The sequence below is a fragment of the Pseudomonas asplenii genome (genome assembly GCF_001293465.1).
Classification (GTDB): domain Bacteria; phylum Pseudomonadota; class Gammaproteobacteria; order Pseudomonadales; family Pseudomonadaceae; genus Aquipseudomonas; species Aquipseudomonas fuscovaginae_B.
In genome coordinates this window covers 92,537-117,018 of record NZ_JSYZ01000019.1, presented here as the reverse complement: position 1 = coordinate 117,018, position 24,482 = coordinate 92,537, and the positions used below count along the sequence as shown (strand labels likewise).

The window sequence follows — 24,482 nt, the reverse complement described above, 5'->3', positions numbered from 1 at the left end:
ACTCGCTTGAAGAAAGGCCCATCCTTGTGATGGGCCTTTTTATTGCCTGTGGAAAAGAAAACCATCGCTAACTACTGAATAGCCAGCTAACAAAAACAACGCATTGAATACAAAGCTGTTTCCGGTACTTGTCTTCCCCCATACCACTCGGCGCCAGCCGGAACTACACCACCCGAAGCCTTCATTAAAATGCTAACAATAAAAAGGGACCCTCCTGGGGGTCCCTTTCATTGGTACCGGACTGCTCGCACAGATATGGGCCAGCTTATTTAACCGGCGTTTCCTGCATCACCCGAATGACCCGCTGTGGAAACGGAATATCGATTCCGGCTTCCTTGAGGCGATCCCGTGCATGCTCATTGAACTTGAACATCAGGTCCCAGTAATCGGAGGTCTTCGTCCACACCCGCAGGGAAACGGTGATAGAACTGTCGCCCAACGCCGAGACCACCGCCGCCGGCGCCGGGTCGGCGAGTACGCGCTCGTCCTTGGCCAGCTCCAGCAACACTTCGCGGGCCTTCTGCAGATCGGCTTCGTAATCCACGCCCACATCGAACACCACCTTGCGCGTGGCCTGGCGGTTGATGTTGGTGATGATGCCGTTCGACAGGTTGCCGTTGGGCATGATCACCGTCTGGTTGTCGCCGGTGCGCAGGATGGTGTGGAAGATCTGGATGTTGTCGACGGTACCGGTAATGCCTTGCGCGGTGATCGTGTCACCGATGCGGAACGGCCGGAACATCAGGATCAGCACCCCGCCGGCGAAGTTCGCCAGGCTGCCCTGCAACGCCAGGCCGATGGCCAGGCCCGCGGCACCGATCGCGGCCACGAACGACGTGGTCGCCACGCCGATCATCGACGCCACACTGATACTGAGCATGACCTTGAGGGCGATGTTCGAGAGACTGCTGATGAAGCCCTGCAACGCCAGATCCGCATTGCGCAAGGCCAGCAGCTTGCCCAGTTTGGCGGTCAGCTTGTTGATCAGCCACCAGCCCACGGCCAGGGTGACGATCGCCAGCAGCACCCGGCTGCCGTACTCCATGATCATCGGTATCCAGGCCTGGGAGGCCTTGATGAGATGATCCATTTCCGCGTTCAGATCCATTGTTCTCTCCTGTTATCGTGCGATTGCCCGGTGAAACGACCGATACCCCACGGGCTCAACCGTTTCTGCCGCGCCTGGGCCCTCCGACGCCGATAACTTCCAGAGGTTCCCTGGCGGACCGTATCAGTCGCGGAAGTTGTTGAATTGCAGCGGCAGGTCGAATTCCTTGGCCCGCAGGTTAGCAATGGCTTCCTGCAGGTCGTCACGCTTCTTGCCGGTGACGCGGACCTGCTCACCCTGGATGGCCGCCTGCACCTTCAGCTTGGAATCCTTGATGTGCGCGACGATCTTCTTCGCCATCTCCTTGTCGATGCCTTCCTTGAAGGTCGCTTCCTGCTTCATCACCTTGCCGGAAGCGTAGGCATCCTTGACCTCCAGGCATTTCACATCGATCTTGCGCTTGACCAGGGCCATGCGCAGGATCTCCAGCATCGCCTCCAGCTGGAACTCGGCCTCGGCCGTCATGCTGACGGTCTGTTCCTTGTCCTTGAACTCGAAGGAGCCCTTGCCCTTGAGGTCATAACGACGGTCCAGCTCCTTGACGGCGTTCTCGACGGCGTTGGTGACTTCGTGTTTGTCCAGTTCGGATACCACGTCGAACGACGGCATGCGATTTCTCCAAATTTAATCTTGGCGCGCCCGATACCGATGGAGCGCGCCGGGTTTGACGGTTAAAATCCGCCAGCATTATAACGGTTCTTCCTCCCACTCATTCACTTAAGAGCCCCCCATGCCTAACCCGGACCTGAGCATTTTGCTGGTGAGTGATGATCATCTGGTGAGCAGCGCCTTTGGCAGCAGCCTCCAGCGTGCGGGATATCAGGACATACGCCAGGCCAACGACGCGATCCTGGCCCTGGAACAGATCGACCAGCGTGCCGCCAGCGTGGTGGTCTGCGCCGGCGAGTCCGGGCTGAAGCTGGCGGAAAAGGTCAGGCAGCGCGACGAGATGAACGATCACTACACCTATGTGTTGCTGATCAGTTCGCAAGCGCCGCTCGCTCTGCTCGATGATGCTTCGCCCAACGACATCGACGACCTGATCGCCCCGGAAGATATCGAGCGCCTGTTGTTGACCCGCGTACTGGCTGCCGATCGCCAGTGCAGCACCCTGCAGCGCCTGCGCCAGGAAAACCGCCTGCTGCGCCAGAACATTGCCAGCCTCGAACAGCGCAACCTCGTCGACTCCCTGACGGGCCTGGGCAACTCCCGCTACCTGCGCCAGAAGCTGACCGACAGCCTGCGCCAGGTGCAGGCCCGTGGCGGTGCCATCTGTTACCTGCTGATCGGTGTCCAGCAGGCGGGCGAGCTGCAGCGCGAGTATGGCATCGACTTCTACGACGAGCTGCTGCAAGGCATCGCCCGCCGCCTGCAGCAACTGGTGCGGCCGCTGGATGTGCTGGCACGCCTGGATGACCAGCATTTCGTGCTCATGACCATGCCGCCCGACCTGCGCGATTGCGCCCCGAGCAGCTTCAAGCGCCTGTATGACGGCCTGAATCTCAAGCCGTTCATGACCAACGAGGGGCCGGTCGAGCTGAAGGCCGGCATCAGCCTGGTGGGCCTGGACAGCAAGTGCCTGCCCCTGGACCAGCAGACCCTGTTCGATGAAGCCGCGCAACTGCTGGCGCAGTCCTATGCCGACGGCGTGGTCAGCGCCAAGCGCCTGCCGGCCCGCGACTGATGGGCAGCCCCTGGCATGTCCTCGGTGCCGGCAGCCTGGGCAGCCTGTGGGCCGCACGCCTGGCACGGGCGGGGCTGCCGGTCAGGCTGATCCTGCGCGACCCGGCCCGTCTGGCAGCCTACGAGGCCAGTGGCGGCCTGACCCTGGTGGAACAGGGCCAGGCACAGTCGTTCGCCATTCCCGCCGAGACCGGCGACGCCAACGAACCGATTACCCGCCTGCTGGTCGCCTGCAAGGCCTATGACGCGCCAGCCGCGGTGGCCCGGCTGCTCCCGCGCCTGAGCGACAATGCCGAGCTGATCCTGCTGCAGAACGGCCTCGGCAGCCAGGATGCGGTGGCGGCGCTGGCTCCGGGCGTCCGTTGCCTCTTCGCCTCCAGCACCGAAGGCGCGTTTCGCGAGGAAGACTGGCGGGTGGTGTTCGCCGGCCATGGCTTCACCTGGCTCGGCGATGCGGCCCACCCCGAGCCGCCCCTGTGGCTGGAAGACCTGACCCGGGCGGGTATTCCCCACGAATGGAACACCCGGATCCTGACCCGGCTGTGGCGCAAGCTGGCGCTGAACTGCGCCATCAACCCGTTGACGGTGCTCTACGGCTGCCGCAACGGTGGCCTGCTCGAGCATCATTGCGAAGTGGCCACCCTCTGCGCCGAACTGACGGAACTGCTGGAGTGCTGCGGCCAGCCAGCGGCCGCCGAGGACCTGCACGCTGAAGTGCAGCGAGTGATACAGGCCACGGCCGCGAACTACTCCTCCATGTACCAGGATGTCGCCCACAGTCGGCGTACCGAAATCAGCTACCTGCTGGGTTATGCCTGCGCGGCGGCGGCACGCCACCAGCTGAGCCTGCCGCACCTGGAACAACTGCACGAGCGGCTGACCACGCACCTGGCCAGCCACGGCTTGCCAAGCGACTGATCGACAGTCGGGCTACCCTCATATCGCTGCGAAGCGTTCAATCCGCGCCTTTGCAAAAGCCGCGGCAAAAATCGACGGTTTGATACACTCAGTGACGGTCAGGCCCGATCGAGGCCCGCCGCTTCCTCCCCCCTTGCCAGACAGGACCCGTGATGCCCCTGCGCCAGCGCCTAGAAAACCTCCCGGTCGGTCAGAAACTCCTCGCCGCGTTGCTGGTACTGCTGATCACCGTACTGCTGGTCGCCAACCTGACCTTCATCAGCGCCGCCTACTGGATCTCCCAGGAAAGCATGGCCCCCCAGGCGCTGCAGACCATTGGCCGGCTGGTATCGAACCCGAGCCTCGCCAGCCGGGCCCTGGAATCCCCGGACAACGCCGAAGCCCTGCTCAAGGAACTCAACACCTATTCACCCCTGCGGGCCGCCGCCATCTATGACGGCAAGGGCGAGCGGCTGGCCCAACTGCAACACAGCGACCGCCTGAAATTGCCGGAACGCTATCGGCACGTCGAGGCCTGGCGCCTGACCGAGTTTCGCAGCAACCAGGTCATCGACATGCCCCGTCCCGGGCAGGCGCCCGGGCACCTGCTGCTGGTGGCCAGCAGCGAACTGCCGGTGGCCTTCTACACCGGGACCCTGACCGCCAGCCTCGGCATCCTGATCTTCAGCGTGCTGCTGTGGCTGATCATCGCCCGGCAGATCAAGCGACTGATCACCCGCCCCATCCATGAACTGGAGGAGCTGTCGCGCCAGGTCACCCGCGAAGAAAACTATTCGCTGCGCGCATCACGGGGCAACCACGATGAGATCGGCAGCCTGGCCGAAGCCTTCAATACCATGCTCTCGCGCATCGAAGCCCGCGAGCAGCAGCTCAAGCGCGCCCGCGACGAGTCTCAGGCGGCCTACGACCAGGCCCAGGGGCTGGCCGAAGAAACCCGCCATACCAACCGCAAGCTCGAACTCGAAGTCCAGGTCCGCAGCAAGATCGAGAAGAAACTCACGGGCTTTCAGAACTACCTCAACAGCATCATCGACTCCATGCCCTCGGCGCTGATCGCCCTCGACGAACAGCTGTACGTCACCCAGTGGAACCAGGAGGCCAGCGCGCTTTCCGGGACCCGCCTGGACGAAGCGCTGAACCAGCCGATCTTCCTCGCCTTCGAACCGCTCAAGCCCTTCCTGCCGCAACTCAAGGACACCGTCGAGCAGCACACCGTGGCGAAGATCGAGCGGGTCACCTGGATCAAGGACGACGAAGCCCGCCACTATGCGCTGACCTTCTACCCGCTGATGGGGGGGGCCGGCCGCGGCGTGGTGATCCGGATCGACGACATCACCCAGCGCCTGTCCCTGGAAGAGATGATGGTGCAGTCGGAGAAAATGCTCTCGGTCGGTGGGCTGGCCGCCGGCATGGCCCACGAGATCAACAATCCGCTGGGGGCGATCCTGCACAACGTGCAGAACATCCGTCGGCGCCTGTCCTCGGATTTGCCGAAAAACCTCGAATACGCCGAACAGGCCGGTATCGACCTGGGCACCGTCAACCAGTACCTCACCAGCCGCGAAGTGCCGCAGTTGCTCGACGGCATCCAGCAGGCCGGGGCACGGGCGGCGAAGATCGTCACCCACATGCTCAGTTTCAGCCGGCGCAGCAAGCGGGAAATGGCGCCTTGCGACCTGCCGGCGCTGATCGACCAGGCCGTGGAGATCGCCGGTAACGATTTCGACCTGGCCATCGGCTTCGACTTCAAGGGCCAGGCCATCATCCGCCAGTTCGATCCGCTGCTCGGGCCGGTGCCCGGTACCGCCAACGAACTGGAGCAAGTGCTGCTGAACCTGCTGAAGAATGCCGCCCAGGCCATCCACCAGCGTGACGACGACCGCGAACCGGGGCGCATCACCCTGCGCACCCGGCTGAATCCGCCCTGGGCGGAAATCCAGGTCGAGGACAATGGCATCGGCATGCCCGAAAGCATCCGCAAGCGCACCTTCGAACCGTTTTTCACCACCAAGGAGATCGGCCAGGGCACCGGCCTCGGACTGTCGGTGTCCTATTTCATCATCACCAACAACCACAAGGGCCAGATGGAAGTGCAGTCGACTCCCGGCCAGGGCACCTGCTTCACCCTGCGCCTGCCGCTGGCCAGCAACCAGGCCCTGCTTCCCGAACTCAATAAAACGGAGTTGTAACCATGGGTTTTCGCCTGTCGAAGATTTATACAAGGACCGGTGACACCGGCGAAACCGGGCTGGGCGACGGTCGTCGCGTACCCAAGAACCATCCACGGATCGAGGCCATCGGCGAGGTCGACAGCCTCAACAGCCAGCTTGGGCTGCTCCTGGCGGGGCTGGCGGAACTGGTGGTGATCCACCCGGAACTGGAGGAGGTGATCGAGGTGCTTGCGCCTTGCCAGCATCGGCTGTTCGACCTCGGCGGCGAGTTGGCCATGCCGGAGTACCAGGCGCTGGACAAGAGCGAAATCGAACGGCTGGAAGCCGTTATCGACCGCTGGAACGAAGAACTCGGCCCTCTGGAGAATTTCATCCTGCCAGGCGGGTCGATGCTGATTGCCCAGGCCCACGTCTGCCGCAGCCTGGCACGCAGTGCCGAACGCCGCTGCCAGGAGCTCAATGCCCTGGAGCCGCTGGGCGGCGTGGGCATGGCCTACATCAATCGGCTGTCGGATCTGTTTTTCGTCACCGCCAGGCTGATTGCCCGACGCGAGAAGATTGCCGAGGTCCTGTGGGAAGCGGCCAAGAAGCCGGTTTCCCACTGACAATCCCCTCCCGATCTTCCTGTGAAAGCGGGATAACGGTGGAAGCCGGATTTATCCGCGAATGCGACGGTACTGCTGGAACATGGCCCGAGGGCCATCCGCGGATAAATCCGGCTTGGTCTTCAGGCCATCAGTCCGGCCAGAACGCCCGAATGCCGGCCACACCCTGGGCACCGCTTTCCCAGGCACGCGACAAATCACCAGGGCCAACCCCACCCAGCAGATAAACCGGCCTGTTGAAACCGGCGATCAGTTGTCCGGCCCGCTCCCAACCCAGAGGTTGCGCATCCGGGTGGGTCCGAGTTGGCTGCACCGGCGACAAGGTAACGAAATCCACGCCCATCTGCTCGGCCAATGCCAACTCCTCGGCATCATGGCAGGACGCCGCCAGCCAGCGCTCCCTGGGCAGCGGACGTCCGGCAGCCGCGTACTTGCGCAGTTGTGCGGAGGTGATATGCCAACCGGCCGAAGGGAAATCCCCCAGCCACTCGAACGGCCCCTTGAGCATCAATTGCGCCTTGCCGGCACACAGCCCGACCGCATCGACCGCCAGATCGCGGTACTTGGGATCGAAACCATTCGGTGCACGCAACTGGACCAGCCTGATGCCGCCGGCAATCGCCTTCTGGATGCCCTGCAACAGTTGCGCAGTCTCCAGGCCATCCGGGGTGATCAGGTATTCGCCCGGCAAACGGGCAGCGGCGACGATCGGCTGGTTGGCCGCCGGGAACTCGTAGTTCGGCAATTCCCGCGCCGTCACCCAGGCCAGTGGCTGGCCCTCGGCACCGTGAGGCTCGCCGGTGAAGGCCGAAACCTCCCAGACATCCAGCAACACCTGCTTGTCCGGATAATCGTGCTGCACCTTGATCAGCGGGCGGGCTTCGGTCACCACGATGCCCAGCTCTTCCTGCAGCTCGCGGGCCAGTGCCGCCTGGACCGCTTCGCCCTCCTCGACCTTGCCGCCAGGGAATTCCCACAGGCCACCCTGGTGCTGGGAGTCGGCACGCCGGGCGATCAGGATCCGCCCATCGTTGCCTCGAATAACGGCCGCAGCCACATGTACGCGTTTCACGCTGAAAGCTCCTATAAATCTGCCATCCACCGAAGCTGAACAGCCTCGTCCGGCAAGCCGTGGGAGCCATTCGCGATGACTCCCACAGGGACGCGGGTACTTACGTACGGTATTCCGCGTTGATCTTCACGTATTCGTGGGACAGATCGGTGGTCCAGATGGTTTCGCTGCAGTCACCGCGGCCCAACTCGATGCGGATGGTGATTTCTTCACGGGACATCACCGCCGCCCCCTGCTCCTCGGTGTAGGTCGCGGCACGAGCGCCACGGCTGGCGATGCACACTTCGCCCAGGAACACGTCGATCTTGCTCACGTCCAGGTTCGGTACGCCGGCACGCCCCACCGCCGCCAGGATACGACCCCAGTTCGGGTCGGAAGCGAACAGCGCGGTCTTGATCAGTGGCGAGTGAGCCACGGTGTAACCGACATCCAGGCATTCCTGGTGGGTGCCGCCACCGTTGACTTCGACAGTGACGAACTTGGTTGCACCTTCACCATCGCGAACGATGGCCTGGGCCACTTCCATGCAGACTTCGAACACCGCCTGTTTCAGCGCGGCGAACAGCGGGCCGCTGGCTTCGGTGATTTCCGGCAGGTTGGCCTGACCGGTGGCGATGAGCATGCAGCAGTCGTTGGTCGAGGTGTCGCCATCGATGGTGATGCGGTTGAACGACTTGTTGGCGCCGTCGAGCATCAGGTTCTGCAGGACTTCGCGGGAAACCTTGGCATCGGTGGCGATGTAGCCGAGCATGGTCGCCATGTTCGGGCGAATCATCCCGGCGCCCTTGCTGATGCCGGTCACGGTGACGGTCACGCCGTCATGCTGGAACTGGCGGCTGGCGCCCTTGGGCAGAGTATCGGTGGTCATGATGCCGGTGGCGGCAGCGGCCCAGTTGTCCACGGACAGGTCGTCCAGGGCCGCCTGCAAGGCACCCTCGATCTTCTCGACCGGCAGCGGCTCGCCAATCACCCCGGTGGAGTACGGCAGCACGGCCTCGGCATCGACACCCGCCAGCTCGGCCAGCTTGGCACAGGTGCGCGCGGCAGCGGCCAGGCCGGGCTCACCGGTGCCGGCGTTGGCGTTGCCGGTGTTGGTCAGCAGGTAACGTACCGTGCCCTGCACGCGCTGCCTGGCCAGGATCACCGGCGCCGCGCAGAAGGCATTGAGGGTGAACACGCCAGCCACCGTGGAACCTTCGGCACAACGCATCACGACCACGTCCTTGCGCCCGGGGCGCTTGATTCCGGCCGAGGCGATACCGAGTTCAAAACCGGCGACCGGGTGCAACGTTGGCAAAGGACCAAGACCAACAGCCATGAATGCGCTCCTCTCAAGGTGATATGCACTGTCGCCACAACGGACAGTGTTTCAAATGGAAAAACGCCGCGACGGCTGATGCCGGTCGCGGCGCGGGTGTTTCAGTGTCCGGCAGAAACCTTAGTTGATCTGGCCGTGACAGTGTTTGTACTTCTTGCCCGAACCGCAGTAGCACAGTTCGTTGCGGCCCAGTTTCTGTTCGTTGCGTACCGGTGCGGTGGCCAGGGCGACATCGACCTCTTCACCCTGCTGCTCGGCTTCCGACGCTTCCAGGCCAGGCGCCTCGGCGTGCTGGAACTGCATGCGCTGGGCCAGTGCCTCGGCTTCGCGACGCAGGCGGGCTTCCTCTTCGGCCGGATCTTCGCGGCGCACCTGAACGTGGGAGAGCACGCGGATCGAGTCGCGCTTGATCGAGTCCAGCAGTTCGGAGAACAGGGTGAACGACTCGCGCTTGTACTCCTGCTTCGGGTTCTTCTGCGCATAACCGCGCAGGTGGATACCGTGACGCAGGTGGTCCATGGTCGACAGGTGGTCTTTCCACAGGTCGTCCAGCACACGCAGCACGATCTGCTTCTCGAAGGTGCGCAGGGCTTCGGCGCCGGCCTGATCTTCCTTCTCGTTGTACGCCGCCAGCAACTCGTTGAGCAGCTTCTCGCGCAGGGTTTCCTCGTACAGGTGATCGTCTTCGTCGAGCCATTGCTGGATCGGCAGCTTCACGCCGAAATCGCTCTCGATGGCCGACTCCAGGCCCGCCACATCCCACTGCTCGGGCAGCGACTGTGGAGGAATATGGGCGCTGACGGTGGCGTTGAGCACGTCCTGACGGAAGTCGGCGATGGTTTCGCCGATATTGTCGGCAGCCAGCAACGTGTTACGCATGTGATAGATCACTTTACGCTGTTCGTTGTTGACGTCGTCGAACTCGAGCAGTTGCTTGCGGATATCGAAGTTACGGCCTTCGACCTTGCGCTGGGCCTTCTCGATGGCGTTGGTCACCATGCGGTGCTCGATCGCCTCGCCCGGCTGCATGCCCAGGGCCTTCATGAAGTTCTTCACCCGATCGGAGGCGAAGATACGCATCAGGCTGTCTTCCAGGGACAGGTAGAAGCGGCTGGAACCGGCGTCGCCCTGGCGACCGGCACGACCGCGCAACTGGTTGTCGATACGCCGCGATTCGTGACGCTCGGAAGCGATCACCTGCAGGCCACCCGCCTCGAGCACCTGCTGGTGGCGCTTCTGCCAATCAGCCTTGATCTGCGCGATCTGCTCCGGTGTCGGGTTCTCCAGGGAGGCGACTTCGACTTCCCAGTTGCCGCCCAACAGGATGTCGGTACCACGACCGGCCATGTTGGTGGCGATGGTCAGCGCGCCCGGACGACCGGCCTGGGCAATGATTTCCGCTTCCTTCTCGTGGAACTTGGCGTTCAGGACCTTGTGCTCGATGCCCTTCTGCTTGAGCAGGTTGGACATGTGCTCGGAGGTCTCGATGGTCGCGGTACCCACCAGCACCGGACGGCCCTGCTTGAGGGACTCCTCGATATCGGCAATGATCGCCGCGTACTTCTCTTCGGCGGTCAGGAACACCAGGTCGTTGTAGTCCTTGCGCGCCAGCGGCTTGTTCGGCGGGATCACCATCACCGACAGACCGTAGATCTGATGGAACTCGAACGCTTCGGTGTCGGCGGTACCGGTCATGCCGGACAGCTTGGTATAGAGACGGAAGTAGTTCTGGAAGGTGGTCGAAGCCAAGGTCTGGCTTTCGGCCTGGATGTTCAGGTTTTCCTTCGCTTCGATGGCCTGGTGCAGGCCCTCGGACAGGCGGCGGCCCGGCATGGTACGACCGGTGTGCTCGTCGACCAGGACCACCTGGCCATCCTGCACGATGTACTCGACGTTGCGGTGGAACAGCTTGTGCGCACGCAGGCCGGCATAGACGTGGGTCAACAGGCCCAGGTTGGGCGCCGAGTACAGGCTCTCGCCCTCGGCCAGCAGGCCGACCTGGGTGAGCATTTCCTCGATGTACTGGTGACCGGCCTCGTTCAGTTCGACCTGGCGGGTCTTCTCGTCGATGGTGAAATGACCTTCCTGGGTCACCACGCCCTCGACTTCCTCGACGTGCTGGGTCAGTCGCGGGATCAGCTTGTTGATCTCGGTGTACAACCGCGAGCTGTCTTCGGCCTGGCCGGAAATGATCAGCGGGGTACGGGCTTCGTCGATCAGGATGGAGTCGACTTCGTCGATCACGGCGAAGTTCAGCTCGCGCTGGAACTTCTCTTCCATGCTGAACGCCATGTTGTCGCGCAGGTAGTCGAAACCGAATTCATTGTTGGTGCCGTAGGTGATGTCGGCGGCGTAGGCGGCACGCTTCTCTTCCGGCGGCTGGAACGGGGTGACCACCCCCACCGTCAGACCGAGGAATTCATACAACGGACGCATCCAGTTGGCGTCGCGGCGAGCCAGGTAGTCGTTCACCGTCACCACGTGCACGCCCTTGCCGGACAGTGCGTTGAGGTAAACACCCAGGGTTGCCACCAGGGTTTTACCCTCACCGGTACGCATTTCCGCGATCTTGCCTTCGTGCAAGGTCATGCCGCCGATCAACTGCACGTCGAAGTGGCGCATGCCCATGACACGCTTGCCGGCCTCACGGGCAACGGCGAAAGCCTCCGGCAGGATCTTGTCGAGGGTTTCACCTTGGGCTATGCGGGCCTTGAACTCTCCGGTCTTGGCGCGCAACTGCTCGTCCGAAAGGGCCACCATTTGCTCTTCGAAGGCATTGACGATCTGTACCGTCTTGAGCATGCGTTTGACTTCACGCTCGTTCTTGCTTCCAAAAAGTTTCTTTAACAAAGGCGCAAACATATCGGCAGGTTCTTCCACACATAGGGATGGAGGGCGGCCCCAAGAGTCGCCCGAGCAGCCCTCATGGCCGCATGCGAACGAGTATTCTACCCGGAAACGGTGGTGAGAAAAGTGGCGTTATTCCACGATACTGGCACAGCGCTTTTACGGGGCCACTCTAAAATAGGGTCTTTTTCCCGAACTTCAAGCCATCAAGCCCGGAACTTGGGTGCAGACTTTAGGGGCAAAGCCGGCCCGCATCAATGGGGACCGGCTGTGCAGGCGGTTTCTGCTACCATGGCGGCTCTGTTACCTAAGGTGTCCAAATCATGGCATTTCGCCCTCTCCCGGCCCGGGCGCCCGCCGTCCTGCTTCGCGAAGCCAAGCCGCTGAAGGCGATTTTCGGCCACGCCCAGCGCCTCGCGCACCTGCAGCGACTGGTGGAAACCCAGTTGCAGCCGGCTGCCCGCGAGCACTGTCACGTGGCGTCGTGGCGTGAAGGCACCCTGTTGCTGATCGTCACCGACGGGCACTGGGCGACCCGCCTGCGCTACCAGCAGAAGCGTCTGCAACGGCAGTTGCAGGCCTTCGACGTGTTCAGCGGGCTGATCCGTATCCTGTTCAAGGTGCAACCACCGACCGTCCAGCAGGGCGCCGCCGGTCACACCCTGGACCTCTCCGCCAACGCGGCGCAAACCATCCAGGAGACGGCCGAGGGCATCAGCGACCCGAAACTGCGCGCCGCCCTCGAACGCCTGGCCAGCCACGCCCGCCCCAAGGCCTGAGTCGTCAGCGCCGCTTGCTGCCACCGAGCAGCGAGCCCATCAAGCCGCGCACCAGTTGTCGCCCCAACTGATTGGCGGCCTGGCGCACGGCGGACTTGAGCGCCTGCCCGGCCACCGACCCAAGAAACTCGCCCGCCTTGTCCGCCAGGCTCGGGTCTTCGCCAGCCGGCTTGTCAATGGGAGACACAGGCTCCGCCCCCGGCGTGTTGCGAGCCAGGAGGATTTCATAGGCCGACTCACGATCGATGGGCCGGTCATATCGACCGAGCAGCGGCGAGCCGGCGATCAGCGCCGCTCGCTCGGCCCCGTTCAACGGGCCTATCCGCGACTGTGGCGGCGCGATCAAGACGCGCTGGACCATGGCCGGCGTGCCCTTGTCCTGCAAGGTTCCCACCAGCGCTTCGCCGATCCCCAGTTCCGTCAGCACCGACAAGGCATCGAACGCCGGATTGGGACGAAAGCCCTCGGCAACGGCCCGCAACGACTTCTGTTCCCGCGCGGTGAAGGCACGCAAGCCATGCTGGATACGCAAACCCAACTGCGCCAGGATGCTGTCGGGCAGATCACCCGGCGACTGGGTGACGAAGAATACCCCGACCCCCTTCGAGCGAATCAGCCGGACAACCTGCTCCAGGCGGTCCTGCAGGGCTTTGGGGGTTCCGGCGAACAGCAGGTGCGCTTCGTCGAAAAACAGTGCTAGCAGCGGCTTGTCGGCATCGCCACGCTCGGGCAACTGCTCGAACAATTCCGCCAGCAGCCACAACAGGAAGGTCGCATAGACCTTGGGCGCCTCATGCACCAGACGGCTGGCATCGAGCAGATGAATCCGCCCACGACCGTCGCCGGCCGGCTGCAGGATATCCTCCAGTTGCAGGGCCGGCTCACCGAACAAGGCCTCGGCGCCCTGCTGCTCCAGGGTGGCCAGGCGCCGCAGCAACGCCTGGCTGGAGCCGGTGGTCATCAGGGCCGCGTCCTCACCCAGCAGTTGCGGATGCTCCTTGAGATGATTGAGCAGGGCCTTGAGGTCCTTCAGGTCCAGCAACAGCAAGCCTTCGCGATCGGCCACCTTGAAGGCGGCGTACAATGCCGACTGCTGGCTGTCCGTCAGTTCCAGCAAGGCACCGATCAGCAAAGGCCCCATCTCGCTCAGGGTTGTACGCAACGGATGACCGGACTGCCCGTGGATATCCCACAAGGTCAGTGGGTAACCCCCAGCCTTATAGTCGAGCCAGGGCATGCCGGCGATCCGTTCGGCAATCTTGCCCTGGGGATTGCCCGCAGCTCCGAGGCCACAGAGATCGCCCTTGATATCCGCTGCGAACACCGCAACGCCAGCCTCGCTGAACGCCTCCGCGAGGCGCTGCAGGGTGACGGTCTTGCCGGTTCCGGTCGCACCGGCGATCAGACCGTGGCGATTGCCCAGGCGCAAGGCCTGGCCGACGGCGAGACCATCGGGGCCGGCGCCGAACACAAGCTGCGAAGCATCATTCATGTCATCTCCCCCAATCGATTCTTGAGCCTGCCCAACTGAAAACGAGGGGATCGATCCGCAAACGCTCGACAGCACGAACCGCACGTCCCCTGGGGAGCAGAGGCCTTATCAGCTTAGGCTCAATCCGGCTCGGCGCACGCAACCTTCCATCGCATGCCTGGCCACTGGAATCCTGAGCTCAGCATCGGGCTCGGTAGGGGGGATATCGGAAAGGGAACAGGCCTGGGCTCAGGATGCGGGCTTGTCGGTTGCAGGGGCTTCCTGCATCTGCCGCCAGAGTTCGGCGGCACCGGGAAACTCGGTGCCGTCCTCGCTGCTCATGGCCTCGGGGTCGTAACGGCTGAGGCAGCCTTCACCGAGGGTCGGCGGTGCCTTGGAGGTGGCCTTGTCGAGTGGGTCGCCCATGATCAAACCTCCAGGCCCGCCAGCGGGCTATCAAACGGCTATCAGAACACCACGGTCTTGTTGCCGTGCACCAGCACACGGTCTTCCAGGTGGTAACGCAGGCCACGGGCCAGCACCATCTTCTCGACATCGCGGCCGAAACGCACCATGTCTTCGATACTATCACTGTGGCTGACCCGAACCACGTCCTGCTCGATGATCGGACCGGCGTCCAGCTCTTCGGTCACGTAGTGGCAGGTCGCGCCGATCAGCTTCACCCCACGCATCGAGGCCTGGTGGTAGGGCTTGGCACCGACGAACGACGGCAGGAAGCTGTGGTGGATGTTGATCACCTGGTGAGCATACTCCTGGCACAACTGCGGCGGCAGGATCTGCATGTAGCGCGCCAACACCACCACATCGGCTTCATGGTGCTTGACCAGGCGCGAGACTTCGGCGAACGCCGGCGCCTTGTCCTGCGGATTCACCGGCACGTGGTAGTAGGGGATACCGTGCCATTCGACCATGCTGCGCAGGTCGTCGTGGTTGGAGATCACGCAGGCGATATCGCAGTCCAGCTCGTCGCTGTGCCAGCGGTGCAGCAGGTCGGCCAGGCAGTGGGACTCGCGGCTGGCCATCAGCACCACGCGCTTCTTCTGCTCGGTGTCGGTGATACGCCAGGTCATGGAAAACTCTTCGGCGATCGGCGCAAACGCCTCGCGGAAAGCCTCCAGGCCGAACGGCAGGCTGTCGGCACGAATTTCGTGACGCATGAAGAACCAGCCGCTCTGATTATCGGAATGATGGCTCGCTTCGGTGATCCAGCCGTTGTAGGACGCCAGGAAATTACTGACTTTGGCAACGATGCCAACGCGGTCGGGGCAAGCGATCACCAGCCGGAAAGTGCGCATGAGGGGGAAACTCCAGAACTTCGCAAAGGCGGCCATTCTAGCGATTGCGCGGCAAAACTGCAGTATTCCTTGCAAGAGCACACCGGCCGGGCCTCACCGGACGCATACAGCTACAGGCCCCGTGGCAATTCCGATAGTTCAGCCCTCCCACGCGCCAGACTATTTTCAGGGGAGCCGGGCACAACATCTAACTGGCACACATCGGCAATCGACAAAGTTTAAAGTATCAAATGCAACAAACATTCTCTTACTTGTTTACTTAGGCAAATTGTCTGACTACTATTACAGCACTGTCCCTGTCATACACGAATCACATAAGGTAGTCCTCATGTCCCTGATCAACAAATATCGCGCCACTGAAGAAGCTATCAAAGAACTGCAAGCGCAGATGGCTGCGATGGAAAAAGACGGCGCCCTGAAAAAGGAAATGGAGTTCGAAGAGCAACTGCGCGCCCTGCTGGCCAAGTACGGCAAGTCGCTGCGCGACTGCCAACTGATCCTCGACCCACACGCCAAGGAAAAAGCCCCACGTGGCGGCGCGGTCAAAACTACCGGTACCAAGCGTGCGCGCAAGGTCAAGCAGTACAAGAACCCGCACAACGGCGAAGTCATCGAAACCAAAGGTGGCAACCACAAGACTCTGAAAGAGTGGAAAGCCAAGTGGGGTGGTGACGTGGTTGAAAGCTGGGCCACTCTGCTGGGCTAAGCGAAAGACCCGTCGTAGAGCCTCGCGCTCCGTCAGAAAAACGCCAGCTTGCTGGCGTTTTTTTATTGACTCGTTTTCCCCTGCCGGCCTGTTCGGTCCAGCGAGACGTTAAAACGAGCGCACAAATACTGTGCATGATGCTGCCATTCGTCGAGCACTTTTGCCTGCTCCGCCGTGGCATTGGAAAAACTGCTGGCGAGTGCCTGCCGAAATTGCTCCAGGGTATTCGGCGCGCCCCGGCTGGCGTCACTCAGGCGCTCTCGGCAAAACCTCTGCCAGCGCTGTTGCTCTTCTTCACTCAAGCTCCCGGGAAAGTTGCGCGCGCGATAACGGAAAAGTAATTCAGGCAAGCGCTCATCATCGAAAGGCCACTGATCGCGAGCCAGTTGCTCGGGCCCGGAATTGCGGACTTGTTCACATAAACGACGATCCCGGTCACCGAGAAAACCGTCGTATAACTGCTGCTCCGGGTCCTCGCTGGGCGTGAAATCCTCGGCCGCGTAAATCGCCTGGACTTTATCCCGCCAAACTTCCTGTGCGGCATTCAGTCGCAGGCTCCGGGATTCATAAAGCGCCATATCCAGTTGCAGGCGCTGCCGGTCCGGCTCGCGCAAAACATTCATCGGCGCCACTACCGGGCAGCGATTGACATGAATCAACTTGAGCGGTACCGGCAATTGCCCCTCGGCCATGTCCTCGCGGCGGGTATAAAGATGTCGACGCAACGACTCGGCATCGAGGTCCAGCAGCGGCTGCGGATCCTCATGCAGGTCACAGACGATCAATGCGTTGCGGTTGCGTGGATGCCAGGCCAGCGGCAGAACCACCCCCAGGTAGCTGCGGGCGGCGGAAAAACGCCCGGAGATATGCACCATGGGCTGCAACAGGCGAATCTGATCGAGCACACGCTGCTTGCTGCGCAACTGGAACAGCCAGTCATACAGCCGCGGCTGCCTTTCCCGGATCAGCCGGGCCAGGGCGATGGTCGCCCGCACATCGGAGAGGGCCTCGTGGGCATGACCATGGTCGATGCCGTTGGCCGCGGTCAGCCGCTCCAGCCTGAGGGTCACCCGCCCGTCCTCCTGCGGCCAGACGATCCCCTCCGGACGCAGCGCATAGGCGGTACGCACCACGTCGATCAGATCCCAGCGGCTGTTGCCCCCCTGCCATTCGCGGGCATAAGGATCGAAGAAATTCCGATACAGGCTGTAGCGGGTCACCTCATCGTCGAAACGCAAGGTGTTGTAGCCGGCGCCGCAGGTCCCCGGCCGCGCCAGTTGGGCGTGCACCCGCGTCATGAAATCGGCCTCGTCCAGGCCCTGGCTGGCCAGCAGGCCCGGGGTGATACCGGTAATCAGGCAGGCCGCCGGATGAGGCAGGATGTCCTCGCTGGGCCGGCAATAGAGGTTGACCGGTTCATCGATCTCGTTGAGCTCGGCATCGGTACGGATGCCTGCCACCTGCAGGGCGCGATCGTTGCGCGGATTGATCCCGGTGGTTTCGTAGTCGTACCAGAAGATGGAGGTCACGGCGGATTCCTGAACAAAAGACTGCAGCAGTCTAGGCGCTCGACCGTCCGCTGGGCCAGACGCACGGCACAACTTATCCATACAAGCGATTGCAGGGCCGCGCAGCAAGAGTTCAGTTGCGCAGCCCGCCAGCGCTGGCTAGGATCGGCCCACATGCCGATCATGTGCCAGACTTCACGCCTGACAAGGAATGCACCGCTGCCAACGCCACTGGACACCCGTCACCAGGTCGAAACCCCGGAGGGTATCGACCTGCCCCTGCGCCCGGCCGGCCTGCCGGCGCGGGCGGTCGCCTTCGCCATCGACCTGGGCGTACGTGGCGTGATCCTCGGGGTGCTGCTGTCGGTCCTGGCGCTGCTGGACAAGCTGGGCGCCGGACTCGGCTCGATCCTGCTGTTCCTGGTCAGTTGGTGGTACATGGTGCTGTTCGAAGTGCTCAACCAGGGCCGTTCGCCCGGCAAGCAACTGATGGGGCTGCGGGTGGTGCACGACGACGGTACGCCGATCGGCTGGTCCGCCTCGCTGACCCGCAACCTGCTGCGCTTCGTCGACATGCTGCCGTTCGGCTACTGCCTGGGCGCACTCAGTTGCCTGCAGCACCCGGCGTTCAAGCGCCTCGGTGACCTGGCCGGCGGCACCCTGGTGATCTACCGCGAACAGGCGTTGAAACGCCCCAGCCTGCCTGATGCCATGCCACGCACCGCGGCATTCGCCCTGCGCCTGCACGAGCAGCGGGCCCTGCTGAGCTTTGCCGAGCGCCAGGGCGAACTGTCCGCCGAGCGGGTCGAGGAACTGGCCAGCCTGCTGGCCCCGGTACTGCGGGTGCCACCGTCGCTGGCGGTGAGCGAGCTGAACGGCATTGCCCGCGGCCTGTTGGGGCCGACATGAAACAGGGTCTGTTCGAAAGCCGCCACCAGCCCGAGTGGCAACGTTTCGGCGAGCTGCTCGAGCAACTCGAGCGCGGCAAGGCCAAGGCCGATGCGAGCACGGAGTTTCCCACAGCCTATCGGCGGCTGTGCCATCAACTGGCCCTGGCCCGGGAACGCGGCTACAGCAGTCACCTGGTCGACCCGCTGCAGCAACTGGCCCTGCGCGGGCACCAGCAACTCTACCGGCATCGCAGCCGCCTGGGCGGCCAGTTGCTGGGCTTCGTCCTTGCCGATTTTCCCCGACTGGTGCGCCAGCAATGGCCGTTCGTCCTGGCGGCCTGCCTGCTGTTCTTCGGCAGCCTGCTGCTGACCGGCGTACTGGTCTACCTGTTCCCGGACCTGGTCTACAGCGTCGTCAGCCCGCAGCAGGTCGCCGACATGCAGAGCATGTACGATCCCGACGCCAGCCGACTGGGTCGCACCGCCGCCCGGGCCTCCAGCGAGGACTGGGCGATGTTCGGCTACTACATCATGAACAACATCGGCATTGCCTTCCAGACCTTCGCCGGCGGCCTGCTGTTCGGCCTCGGCAGCCTGTTCTTCCTGCTGTTCAATGGCCTGACGATCGGTGCAGTGGCCGGCCACCTGACCCAGATCGGTTTCGGTCAGACCTTCTGGTCCTTCGTCATCGGCCATGGTGCCTTCGAGCTGACCGCCATCGCCCTGGCCGGCGCTGCCGGGCTGCAACTGGGCTGGTCGCTGCTGGCGCCAGGCCGCCTGCCCCGCGGCGAAGCCCTGCGCCTGGCGGCGAAAAGCAGTATTCGCCTGGTTGCCGGGGTCATCCTGTTCCTGCTGATCGCCGCCTTCATCGAAGCCTACTGGTCCTCCCTGACCCAGCCGACGAACACGGTGAAGTACCTGGTGGGCGGCGGCCTGTGGCTGCTGGTCGGCGGCTATCTGCTCTGCGCCGGACGGAACCGCCATGCGCCTGACTGACGCCAGCGTCGCGATCCGCCCGCGCAGCACCTGGGAGGCCATGGACCTGGGCATCCTGCTCGCACGGCAACACCGTGGCCTGCTGATGATCAGTTGGGCGATCGTCACCCTGCCGGTCTTCGCCCTGCTCAGCCTGCTGTTCTGGGAACACCCGTCGATTGCCCTACTGCTGTTCTGGTGGCTCAAGCCGGCCTTCGAACGCTTGCCGCTGCACATCCTGTCCAGGGCGCTGTTCGGCGACACCCCGACTTTGAAACAGGCGCTGCAGGCCTGGCCCCGACTGCTCAAGCCGCAACTGCTGGCGAGCCTGACCTGGCGCCGCCTGAGCATGAGCCGCAGCTTCACCCTGCCCGTGCAGCAGCTCGAAGGGCTCGGCGGCGAGGCCCGCCAGCAACGCCTGCGCGTCCTGCTGCCCCAGGCGAGCCGTGGCGCCCACTGGCTGACGCTGATCGGCGTGCATCTGGAAACGGTGCTGTGGATCGGCTGCATGGCACTCTTCTATCTCTTGCTGCCGCGCCAGGTCGAACTCGACTGGGACTGGCAGAAAGTGGTGTTCGCCGCCCAATTCGACTGGTGGTGGCTGGAGCACCTGACCAATCTGTTCTACGCCCTGGTGCTGATTGCCTGGGAGCCGGTCTACGTCGCCTGCGGCTTCAGCCTCTACCTGAACCGGCGCACCGTGCTGGAGGCCTGGGACATCGAGCTGATCTTCCGCCAACTGCGCCAGCGACTGGCACCGGCCATTGCCAGCCTGATGATCGGCGGCCTGCTGCTGATCGGCAGTCCGAGCCCGAGCCTGGCCGCCGAACCGCCAGCACCGAACAGTCCGCGCCTGCTGCAACAACCGCTGAGCAGTCAGCAGGCCCATGACTCGATCACCCGGTTGCTGGACGCGCCCCCCTTCAGGAACCGGGAAACCATCACCCGCTGGCGATTGACGCAACCTCCCGAAGAACCACACCCCAAGGCGACTCCCGGCTGGCTGCAGAGCCTGCTTGGCCTGCTCGACAGCCACACTTTCGGCCGACTCGCCGATGGCCTGTCGGTGCTGCTCTGGGGCACGGTATTCGGCCTGACCGCCTGGCTGCTCTGGCGTTACCGCGACTGGCTGCAGACCTTCGTCAGCCGCCGCCCGAAGCCACCGGCCAAACCACGGGGCGATGCCCCGGCGCAGTTGTTCGGTCTCGAACTGGGCGTCGACAGCCTGCCCGAGGACATCGCCGCCAGCGCCGAAGCGCTCTGGCCCAGCCAGCCACGCGAGGCCATGAGCCTGCTCTATCGCGGCCTGCTGAGCCGCCTGCTGCATGATTTCCAACTGCCGCTGAAAAGCGCCGACACCGAGGGCCAGGTCCTGGCACGGGTCGCGCAACTGCAGCAACCGGCACTCCAGGCCTTCAGCCAGCAACTCACCGACCACTGGCAGAATCTCGCCTACGGCCACCACCTGCCGCCGCCTCACCTGCAACAGCAGTTGTGCAACGGCTGGCGCGTGCTGTTCGGCCCGCAGGTGCGCCCATGAAGCGCCGCTCCTGGTTGCTCGGCACCGGACTGATCGGCGGCCTGCTGCTCGGCCTGGGCCTGTACGTCTATCACCGGGTGGAACCCCATGAGGTGGTCATCGACCATGGCCCCTCGCCCGAGGCCCGCGCCTATCCCTATCTCGCCGCGGAAAGCTTTCTGCGCGAGCGGGGTCTCGCGGTCAGCCATGCCAACGATCTGCGCATCCTGCCGGACCTCGAGCCGCGCCACCACACCCTGATGCTGCTGGGCGATCGCTCGGACATGACCCCACGCCAGGCCGACCAGGTGCTCAACTGGGCACGGGCCGGCGGACGCCTGCTGTTCGTCGCCCAAGCGCTGTGGGACCCGAAACTGGGACGCAGCGGTGACCTGCTGCTGGACCGTGTGCAACTGCGCCAGACCCTGAGCCGGGACCTCAAGGGCGACGGACCGGAACCCGAAGACCCGTACTACCCGAAACTGACCCGCATGTACCTTGAGGATGAAGAAGCCCCCGCCTACTTCAGCTTCGACACCGCCTTCCATCTGTCCGATCCGAAGAACCTGGTGCAATCCTGGGCCAACAGCGCCACCTCCACCCATCTGATGCAGATGAATTACGGCCTGGGCTCGGTCACCGTACTGACCGACGCCGACCTCTGGACCAACGCCGCCATCGGCCGCTACGACAACGCCTGGCTGCTCTGGTACCTGGCTCAGGACAGTGCCGTCACCCTGCTGTTCAACACCGCCCACGACAGTCTGTTCAGCCTGCTGCTGCGCTACTTCCCCCAGGCGCTGACGGCCCTCGCCGCGCTGATTGCCTTGTGGCTGTGGCATGTCGGCCTGCGTCATGGCCCCTTGCAGGCGCCGGCACCGAAAGCTCGTCGACAATTGCAGGAACACCTGCGGGCCAGCGCCGACTTCCTGTTGCGCCGCAGTGGCCAGCAGGCGTTGCTGCGGGTCCTGCAACAGGACATCCTGCGCCGTGCCCGCAGGCGCCACCCCGGTTTCGAACGACTGGCCGTCGCCGACCAGTGGCAGGTGCTCGCCCGCCTGACCCGCCAACCCATCAGCGCCATCAGCCAGGCCTTGCGCCCGCGGCCGAAACAGCGGCTGTCCAGCGCCGACTTCAGCCGCCAGGTCGCCCACCTGCAAACTCTCAGGAATGCCCTATGAGCGAACATCCAACGGAACCGTCGACCCCGGTCGACGCCGAAGCCCATGCCCTGCAGCAGCGCCACCGCGCCAGCCAACTGGTCCAGGCCGTGCGCCATGAGCTGCGCAAGGCCCTGATCGGCCAGGACGCGGTGATCGACGATGTGCTCACCGCGCTGATCGCCGGTGGCCACGTCCTGCTCGAAGGCGTTCCCGGACTCGGCAAGACCCTGCTGGTGCGCGCACTGGCCCGCTGTTTCGGCGGCGAGTTCGCGCGCATCCAGTTCACCCCGGACCTGATGCCCAGCGACGTCACCGGCCACGCGGTCTACGACCTGCAGACCGAACAGTTCAAGCTGCGCAAGGGGCCGCTGTTCACCAACCTGCTGCTGGCGGACGAGATCAACCGGGCCCCGGCGAAAACCCAGGCGGCGTTGCTCGAAGCCATGCAGGAGCGCCAGGTCACCCTGGAGGGACGCGCACTGCCCATCGCCCAGCCGTTCATGGTGCTGGCGACGCAGAACCCGATCGAACAGGAAGGCACCTACCCGTTGCCCGAGGCCGAACTGGACCGTTTCATGCTCAAGCTGCGCATGGACTACCCCGATGCCGAACAGGAACTGGAGATGGTCCGCCAGGTCGCCCGCTCGACCAGGGCCGACATGCTCGACGTGCAGCCGCTGCGCACCGTGCTGCAGGCCAAGGACGTGCTGGTCGTGCAACGTATTGCCAGCGACCTGCCGCTGGACGGGCAGGTCCTCGACTATGCCGTGCGCCTGGCCCGCGCCACCCGCAGCTGGCCCGGCCTGACCCTTGGCGCCGGCCCCCGCGCCTCGATCGCCCTGGTGCGCGGCGCCCGTGCCCGCGCCCTGTTGCGCGGTGGCGAGTTCGTGATCCCGGACGATGTGAAGGGCTGTGCCCTGGCCGTCTTGCGCCATCGGGTGCGTATCGCTGCGGAACTGGACATAGAAGGCCTGTCGGTCGAACAGGTGCTGCGGCAACTGCTCGACCAGGTCCCGGCACCACGCCTGTGAGCAGGCACCCGCGATGAAACCGTCACGACTGCTGCTGACCTGGCTGGGCGTGCTGCTCGGGCTCGGCATCCTGCTCGGCTCGCTCAAGGCACTCGCCGTCGAACTGCCGGAAAGTCTCGACTCGATTGGCTGGGGACTGCTGCTGGCGCTGTTGCTGCTGGCTTCGCTCGATGCCGCGCGGCTGCGGCGCCTGCCGTCACCACGCCTGTTACGGCAGGTACCCGGCAGCCTGGCGCTGGGTCGCTGGGGCGAGATCCGCATCGAGCTGCAGCACGATTATCCGCAGGCACTGCGGCTGCAGGTCTTCGACCACGTCCCCGAGGGCCTGGGCTTCGAGCACCTGCCGCAGTCCATCGTCCTGCGGCCGGGGGAAAAGGGCGAGCTGGGCTACCGCGTGCGCCCCGTACGCCGTGGGCATTTCACCTTCGAACGCTGCGAAATCCAGCTGCCGAGCCCGCTGGGGCTCTGGTCCGGGCGGCGTTATCTGGCGCTCGATGACGCCACCCGGGTCTACCCGGATTTCGCCCGCCTCTACGGCGCACGCCTGCTGGCGGTGGACAACTGGCTCAGCCAGCTCGGGGTGCGCCAACGCCAGCGCCGCGGACTGGGCCTGGAATTCAATCAGTTGCGCGAATTCCGCGAGGGTGACAGCCTGCGCCAGATCGACTGGAAGGCCACCGCCCGGCAACGCACGCCGATTGCCCGCGAATATCAGGATGAGCGCGATCAGCAGATCATCTTCATGCTCGATTGCGGCCGCCGGATGCGCAGCCAGGATGGCGAACTGGCGCATTTCGACCACGCGCTCAATGCCTGCCTGCTGCTCAGCCATGTCGCCTTGCGCCAGGGCGATGCGGTCGGCCTGAGCACCTTTGCCGGCGACCAGCCGCGCTTCCTCGCGCCGGTCAAGGGCCAGGGCCAGCTCAACCTGCTGCTCAATGCCGTCTACGACCTGGACAGCAGCCAGCGCCCGGCGGATTACCAGGCGGCGGTGAGTCAGGTCCTGGCCCGACAGAAACGCCGGGCTCTGGTGGTGCTGATCACCAACCTGCGTGATGAGGACGACGAGGAGTTGCTGACGGCGGTCAAGCGCCTGGGTCGCCAGCATCGCGTGCTGGTGGCCAGCCTGCGCGAGGAAATCCTCGACCAGCTATGCCAGAACCCGGTGCAGACGCTGGACGAGGCCCTCGCCTACTGCGGCATGGTCGATTACCTCAATGCCCGCGCCCACCTGCATGAGCGGCTGAACGCTCACGGCGTACCGGTGCTCGATGCCCGCCCGGGCGAGCTCGGTGCCGAACTGGTCAGCCGCTATCTGAGCTGGAAAAAGGCCGGCACCCTCTAGGCTATGTACGAGATCGCTTGAAACTTGGTTATGCGGCGTTAAAAACCGGCTCGGAAT

At 63.9% G+C, this 24,482-nt stretch carries 21 protein-coding genes; 12 read left to right on the top strand and 9 right to left on the bottom strand.

Annotation, left to right across the window (positions count from 1 at the left end; all coding sequences use genetic code 11):
- Positions 1 to 265: 265 nt before the first annotated feature.
- Positions 266 to 1,108 (bottom strand): mechanosensitive ion channel family protein, encoded by an 843-nt coding sequence (locus PF66_RS23855; protein WP_054056510.1) that lies wholly within the window; start codon positions 1,106 to 1,108, stop codon positions 266 to 268.
- A 123-nt stretch (positions 1,109 to 1,231) separates the two neighbouring features.
- The gene (locus tag PF66_RS23850) at positions 1,232 to 1,717 is read right to left on the bottom strand and encodes a YajQ family cyclic di-GMP-binding protein (RefSeq protein WP_054056511.1); all 486 of its coding nucleotides are present in this window, start codon (positions 1,715 to 1,717) and stop codon (positions 1,232 to 1,234) included.
- A gap of 121 nt (positions 1,718 to 1,838) precedes the next feature.
- Between PF66_RS23850 and PF66_RS23845 the strand changes: the two genes are divergently transcribed.
- The 4 genes from PF66_RS23845 (at position 1,839) to PF66_RS23830 (ending at position 6,485) form a co-directional block, all read left to right on the top strand.
- Entirely contained in the window at positions 1,839 to 2,792 is a 954-nt protein-coding gene (locus PF66_RS23845) for a GGDEF domain-containing response regulator (protein WP_054056512.1), read from the top strand.
- Positions 2,792 to 3,709: a putative 2-dehydropantoate 2-reductase gene (locus tag PF66_RS23840; RefSeq protein ID WP_054064000.1), complete on the top strand. Its 918-nt coding sequence runs from the start codon at positions 2,792 to 2,794 to the stop codon at positions 3,707 to 3,709. The genes PF66_RS23845 and PF66_RS23840 overlap by 1 nt, the downstream gene beginning before the upstream one ends.
- Before the next feature lie 152 nt (positions 3,710 to 3,861).
- Complete coding sequence (locus PF66_RS23835) at positions 3,862 to 5,898, top strand: sensor histidine kinase (RefSeq protein ID WP_054063999.1); 2,037 nt, start codon at positions 3,862 to 3,864, stop codon at positions 5,896 to 5,898.
- A 2-nt stretch (positions 5,899 to 5,900) separates the two neighbouring features.
- Positions 5,901 to 6,485, top strand: a complete 585-nt coding sequence (locus PF66_RS23830) for a cob(I)yrinic acid a,c-diamide adenosyltransferase (RefSeq protein WP_054061139.1) — start codon at positions 5,901 to 5,903, stop codon at positions 6,483 to 6,485.
- Positions 6,486 to 6,615: 130 nt separating this feature from the next.
- On the opposite strand, the gene PF66_RS23825 is transcribed toward PF66_RS23830, so the two are convergent.
- The 3 genes from PF66_RS23825 to secA all read right to left on the bottom strand — a co-directional run bounded on the left by PF66_RS23825 (position 6,616) and on the right by secA (position 11,737).
- Positions 6,616 to 7,557, bottom strand: coding sequence for a Nudix family hydrolase (locus tag PF66_RS23825; RefSeq protein ID WP_054063998.1), 942 nt, complete (start codon positions 7,555 to 7,557; stop codon positions 6,616 to 6,618).
- A 100-nt stretch (positions 7,558 to 7,657) separates the two neighbouring features.
- The gene (argJ, locus tag PF66_RS23820; RefSeq protein ID WP_054063997.1) at positions 7,658 to 8,875 is read right to left on the bottom strand and encodes a bifunctional glutamate N-acetyltransferase/amino-acid acetyltransferase ArgJ; all 1,218 of its coding nucleotides are present in this window, start codon (positions 8,873 to 8,875) and stop codon (positions 7,658 to 7,660) included.
- Between the two features lie 120 nt (positions 8,876 to 8,995).
- Positions 8,996 to 11,737, bottom strand: coding sequence for a preprotein translocase subunit SecA (gene secA / locus PF66_RS23815; RefSeq protein WP_054063996.1), 2,742 nt, complete (start codon positions 11,735 to 11,737; stop codon positions 8,996 to 8,998).
- A gap of 308 nt (positions 11,738 to 12,045) precedes the next feature.
- Here secA and PF66_RS23810 point away from each other — a divergent pair, with 308 nt between their 5' ends.
- On the top strand, positions 12,046 to 12,501 hold the full coding sequence (locus PF66_RS23810) for a DUF721 domain-containing protein (protein ID WP_054061135.1): 456 nt from the start codon (positions 12,046 to 12,048) through the stop codon (positions 12,499 to 12,501).
- A gap of 4 nt (positions 12,502 to 12,505) precedes the next feature.
- Here PF66_RS23810 and PF66_RS23805 read toward each other — a convergent pair whose 3' ends face one another.
- The 3 genes from PF66_RS23805 to purU form a co-directional block, all read right to left on the bottom strand.
- Complete coding sequence (locus tag PF66_RS23805; RefSeq protein WP_054063995.1) at positions 12,506 to 13,993, bottom strand: helicase HerA-like domain-containing protein; 1,488 nt, start codon at positions 13,991 to 13,993, stop codon at positions 12,506 to 12,508.
- Positions 13,994 to 14,221: 228 nt separating this feature from the next.
- Positions 14,222 to 14,398 carry a hypothetical protein gene (locus PF66_RS33225; RefSeq protein ID WP_192842815.1) on the bottom strand — a complete coding sequence of 59 codons (177 nt, stop codon included), beginning with the start codon at positions 14,396 to 14,398 and terminating at the stop codon, positions 14,222 to 14,224.
- Between the two features lie 41 nt (positions 14,399 to 14,439).
- Positions 14,440 to 15,288 carry a formyltetrahydrofolate deformylase gene (purU, locus tag PF66_RS23800; RefSeq protein WP_054061143.1) on the bottom strand — a complete coding sequence of 283 codons (849 nt, stop codon included), beginning with the start codon at positions 15,286 to 15,288 and terminating at the stop codon, positions 14,440 to 14,442.
- Between the two features lie 328 nt (positions 15,289 to 15,616).
- Between purU and mvaT the strand changes: the two genes are divergently transcribed.
- A complete protein-coding gene (mvaT, locus tag PF66_RS23795) occupies positions 15,617 to 15,994 on the top strand; it encodes a histone-like nucleoid-structuring protein MvaT (RefSeq protein ID WP_054061133.1) in 378 nt (125 codons plus the stop codon).
- A 62-nt stretch (positions 15,995 to 16,056) separates the two neighbouring features.
- Here the strand turns inward: mvaT and sbcB are convergent, their stop codons facing one another.
- A complete protein-coding gene (sbcB, locus tag PF66_RS23790; RefSeq protein WP_054063994.1) occupies positions 16,057 to 17,523 on the bottom strand; it encodes an exodeoxyribonuclease I in 1,467 nt (488 codons plus the stop codon).
- Positions 17,524 to 17,685: 162 nt separating this feature from the next.
- Here sbcB and PF66_RS23785 point away from each other — a divergent pair, with 162 nt between their 5' ends.
- Genes PF66_RS23785 through PF66_RS23760 form a run of 6 tightly spaced genes read left to right on the top strand, consistent with a single transcriptional unit; the run spans position 17,686 to position 24,425 of the window.
- Positions 17,686 to 18,411: an RDD family protein gene (locus tag PF66_RS23785; protein WP_054064103.1), complete on the top strand. Its 726-nt coding sequence runs from the start codon at positions 17,686 to 17,688 to the stop codon at positions 18,409 to 18,411.
- Positions 18,408 to 19,388 (top strand): stage II sporulation protein M, encoded by a 981-nt coding sequence (locus PF66_RS23780; RefSeq protein WP_054063993.1) that lies wholly within the window; start codon positions 18,408 to 18,410, stop codon positions 19,386 to 19,388. The genes PF66_RS23785 and PF66_RS23780 overlap by 4 nt, the downstream gene beginning before the upstream one ends.
- Complete coding sequence (locus tag PF66_RS23775) at positions 19,375 to 20,907, top strand: DUF4129 domain-containing protein (protein WP_054063992.1); 1,533 nt, start codon at positions 19,375 to 19,377, stop codon at positions 20,905 to 20,907. The genes PF66_RS23780 and PF66_RS23775 overlap by 14 nt, the downstream gene beginning before the upstream one ends.
- Entirely contained in the window at positions 20,904 to 22,067 is a 1,164-nt protein-coding gene (locus PF66_RS23770) for a DUF4350 domain-containing protein (RefSeq protein ID WP_054063991.1), read from the top strand. The genes PF66_RS23775 and PF66_RS23770 overlap by 4 nt, the downstream gene beginning before the upstream one ends.
- On the top strand, positions 22,064 to 23,080 hold the full coding sequence (locus PF66_RS23765; RefSeq protein ID WP_054063990.1) for an AAA family ATPase: 1,017 nt from the start codon (positions 22,064 to 22,066) through the stop codon (positions 23,078 to 23,080). Before PF66_RS23770 ends, PF66_RS23765 begins: the two co-directional genes overlap by 4 nt.
- A gap of 13 nt (positions 23,081 to 23,093) precedes the next feature.
- Positions 23,094 to 24,425: a DUF58 domain-containing protein gene (locus tag PF66_RS23760; protein WP_054063989.1), complete on the top strand. Its 1,332-nt coding sequence runs from the start codon at positions 23,094 to 23,096 to the stop codon at positions 24,423 to 24,425.
- The last annotated feature ends 57 nt before the right edge of the window (positions 24,426 to 24,482 follow it).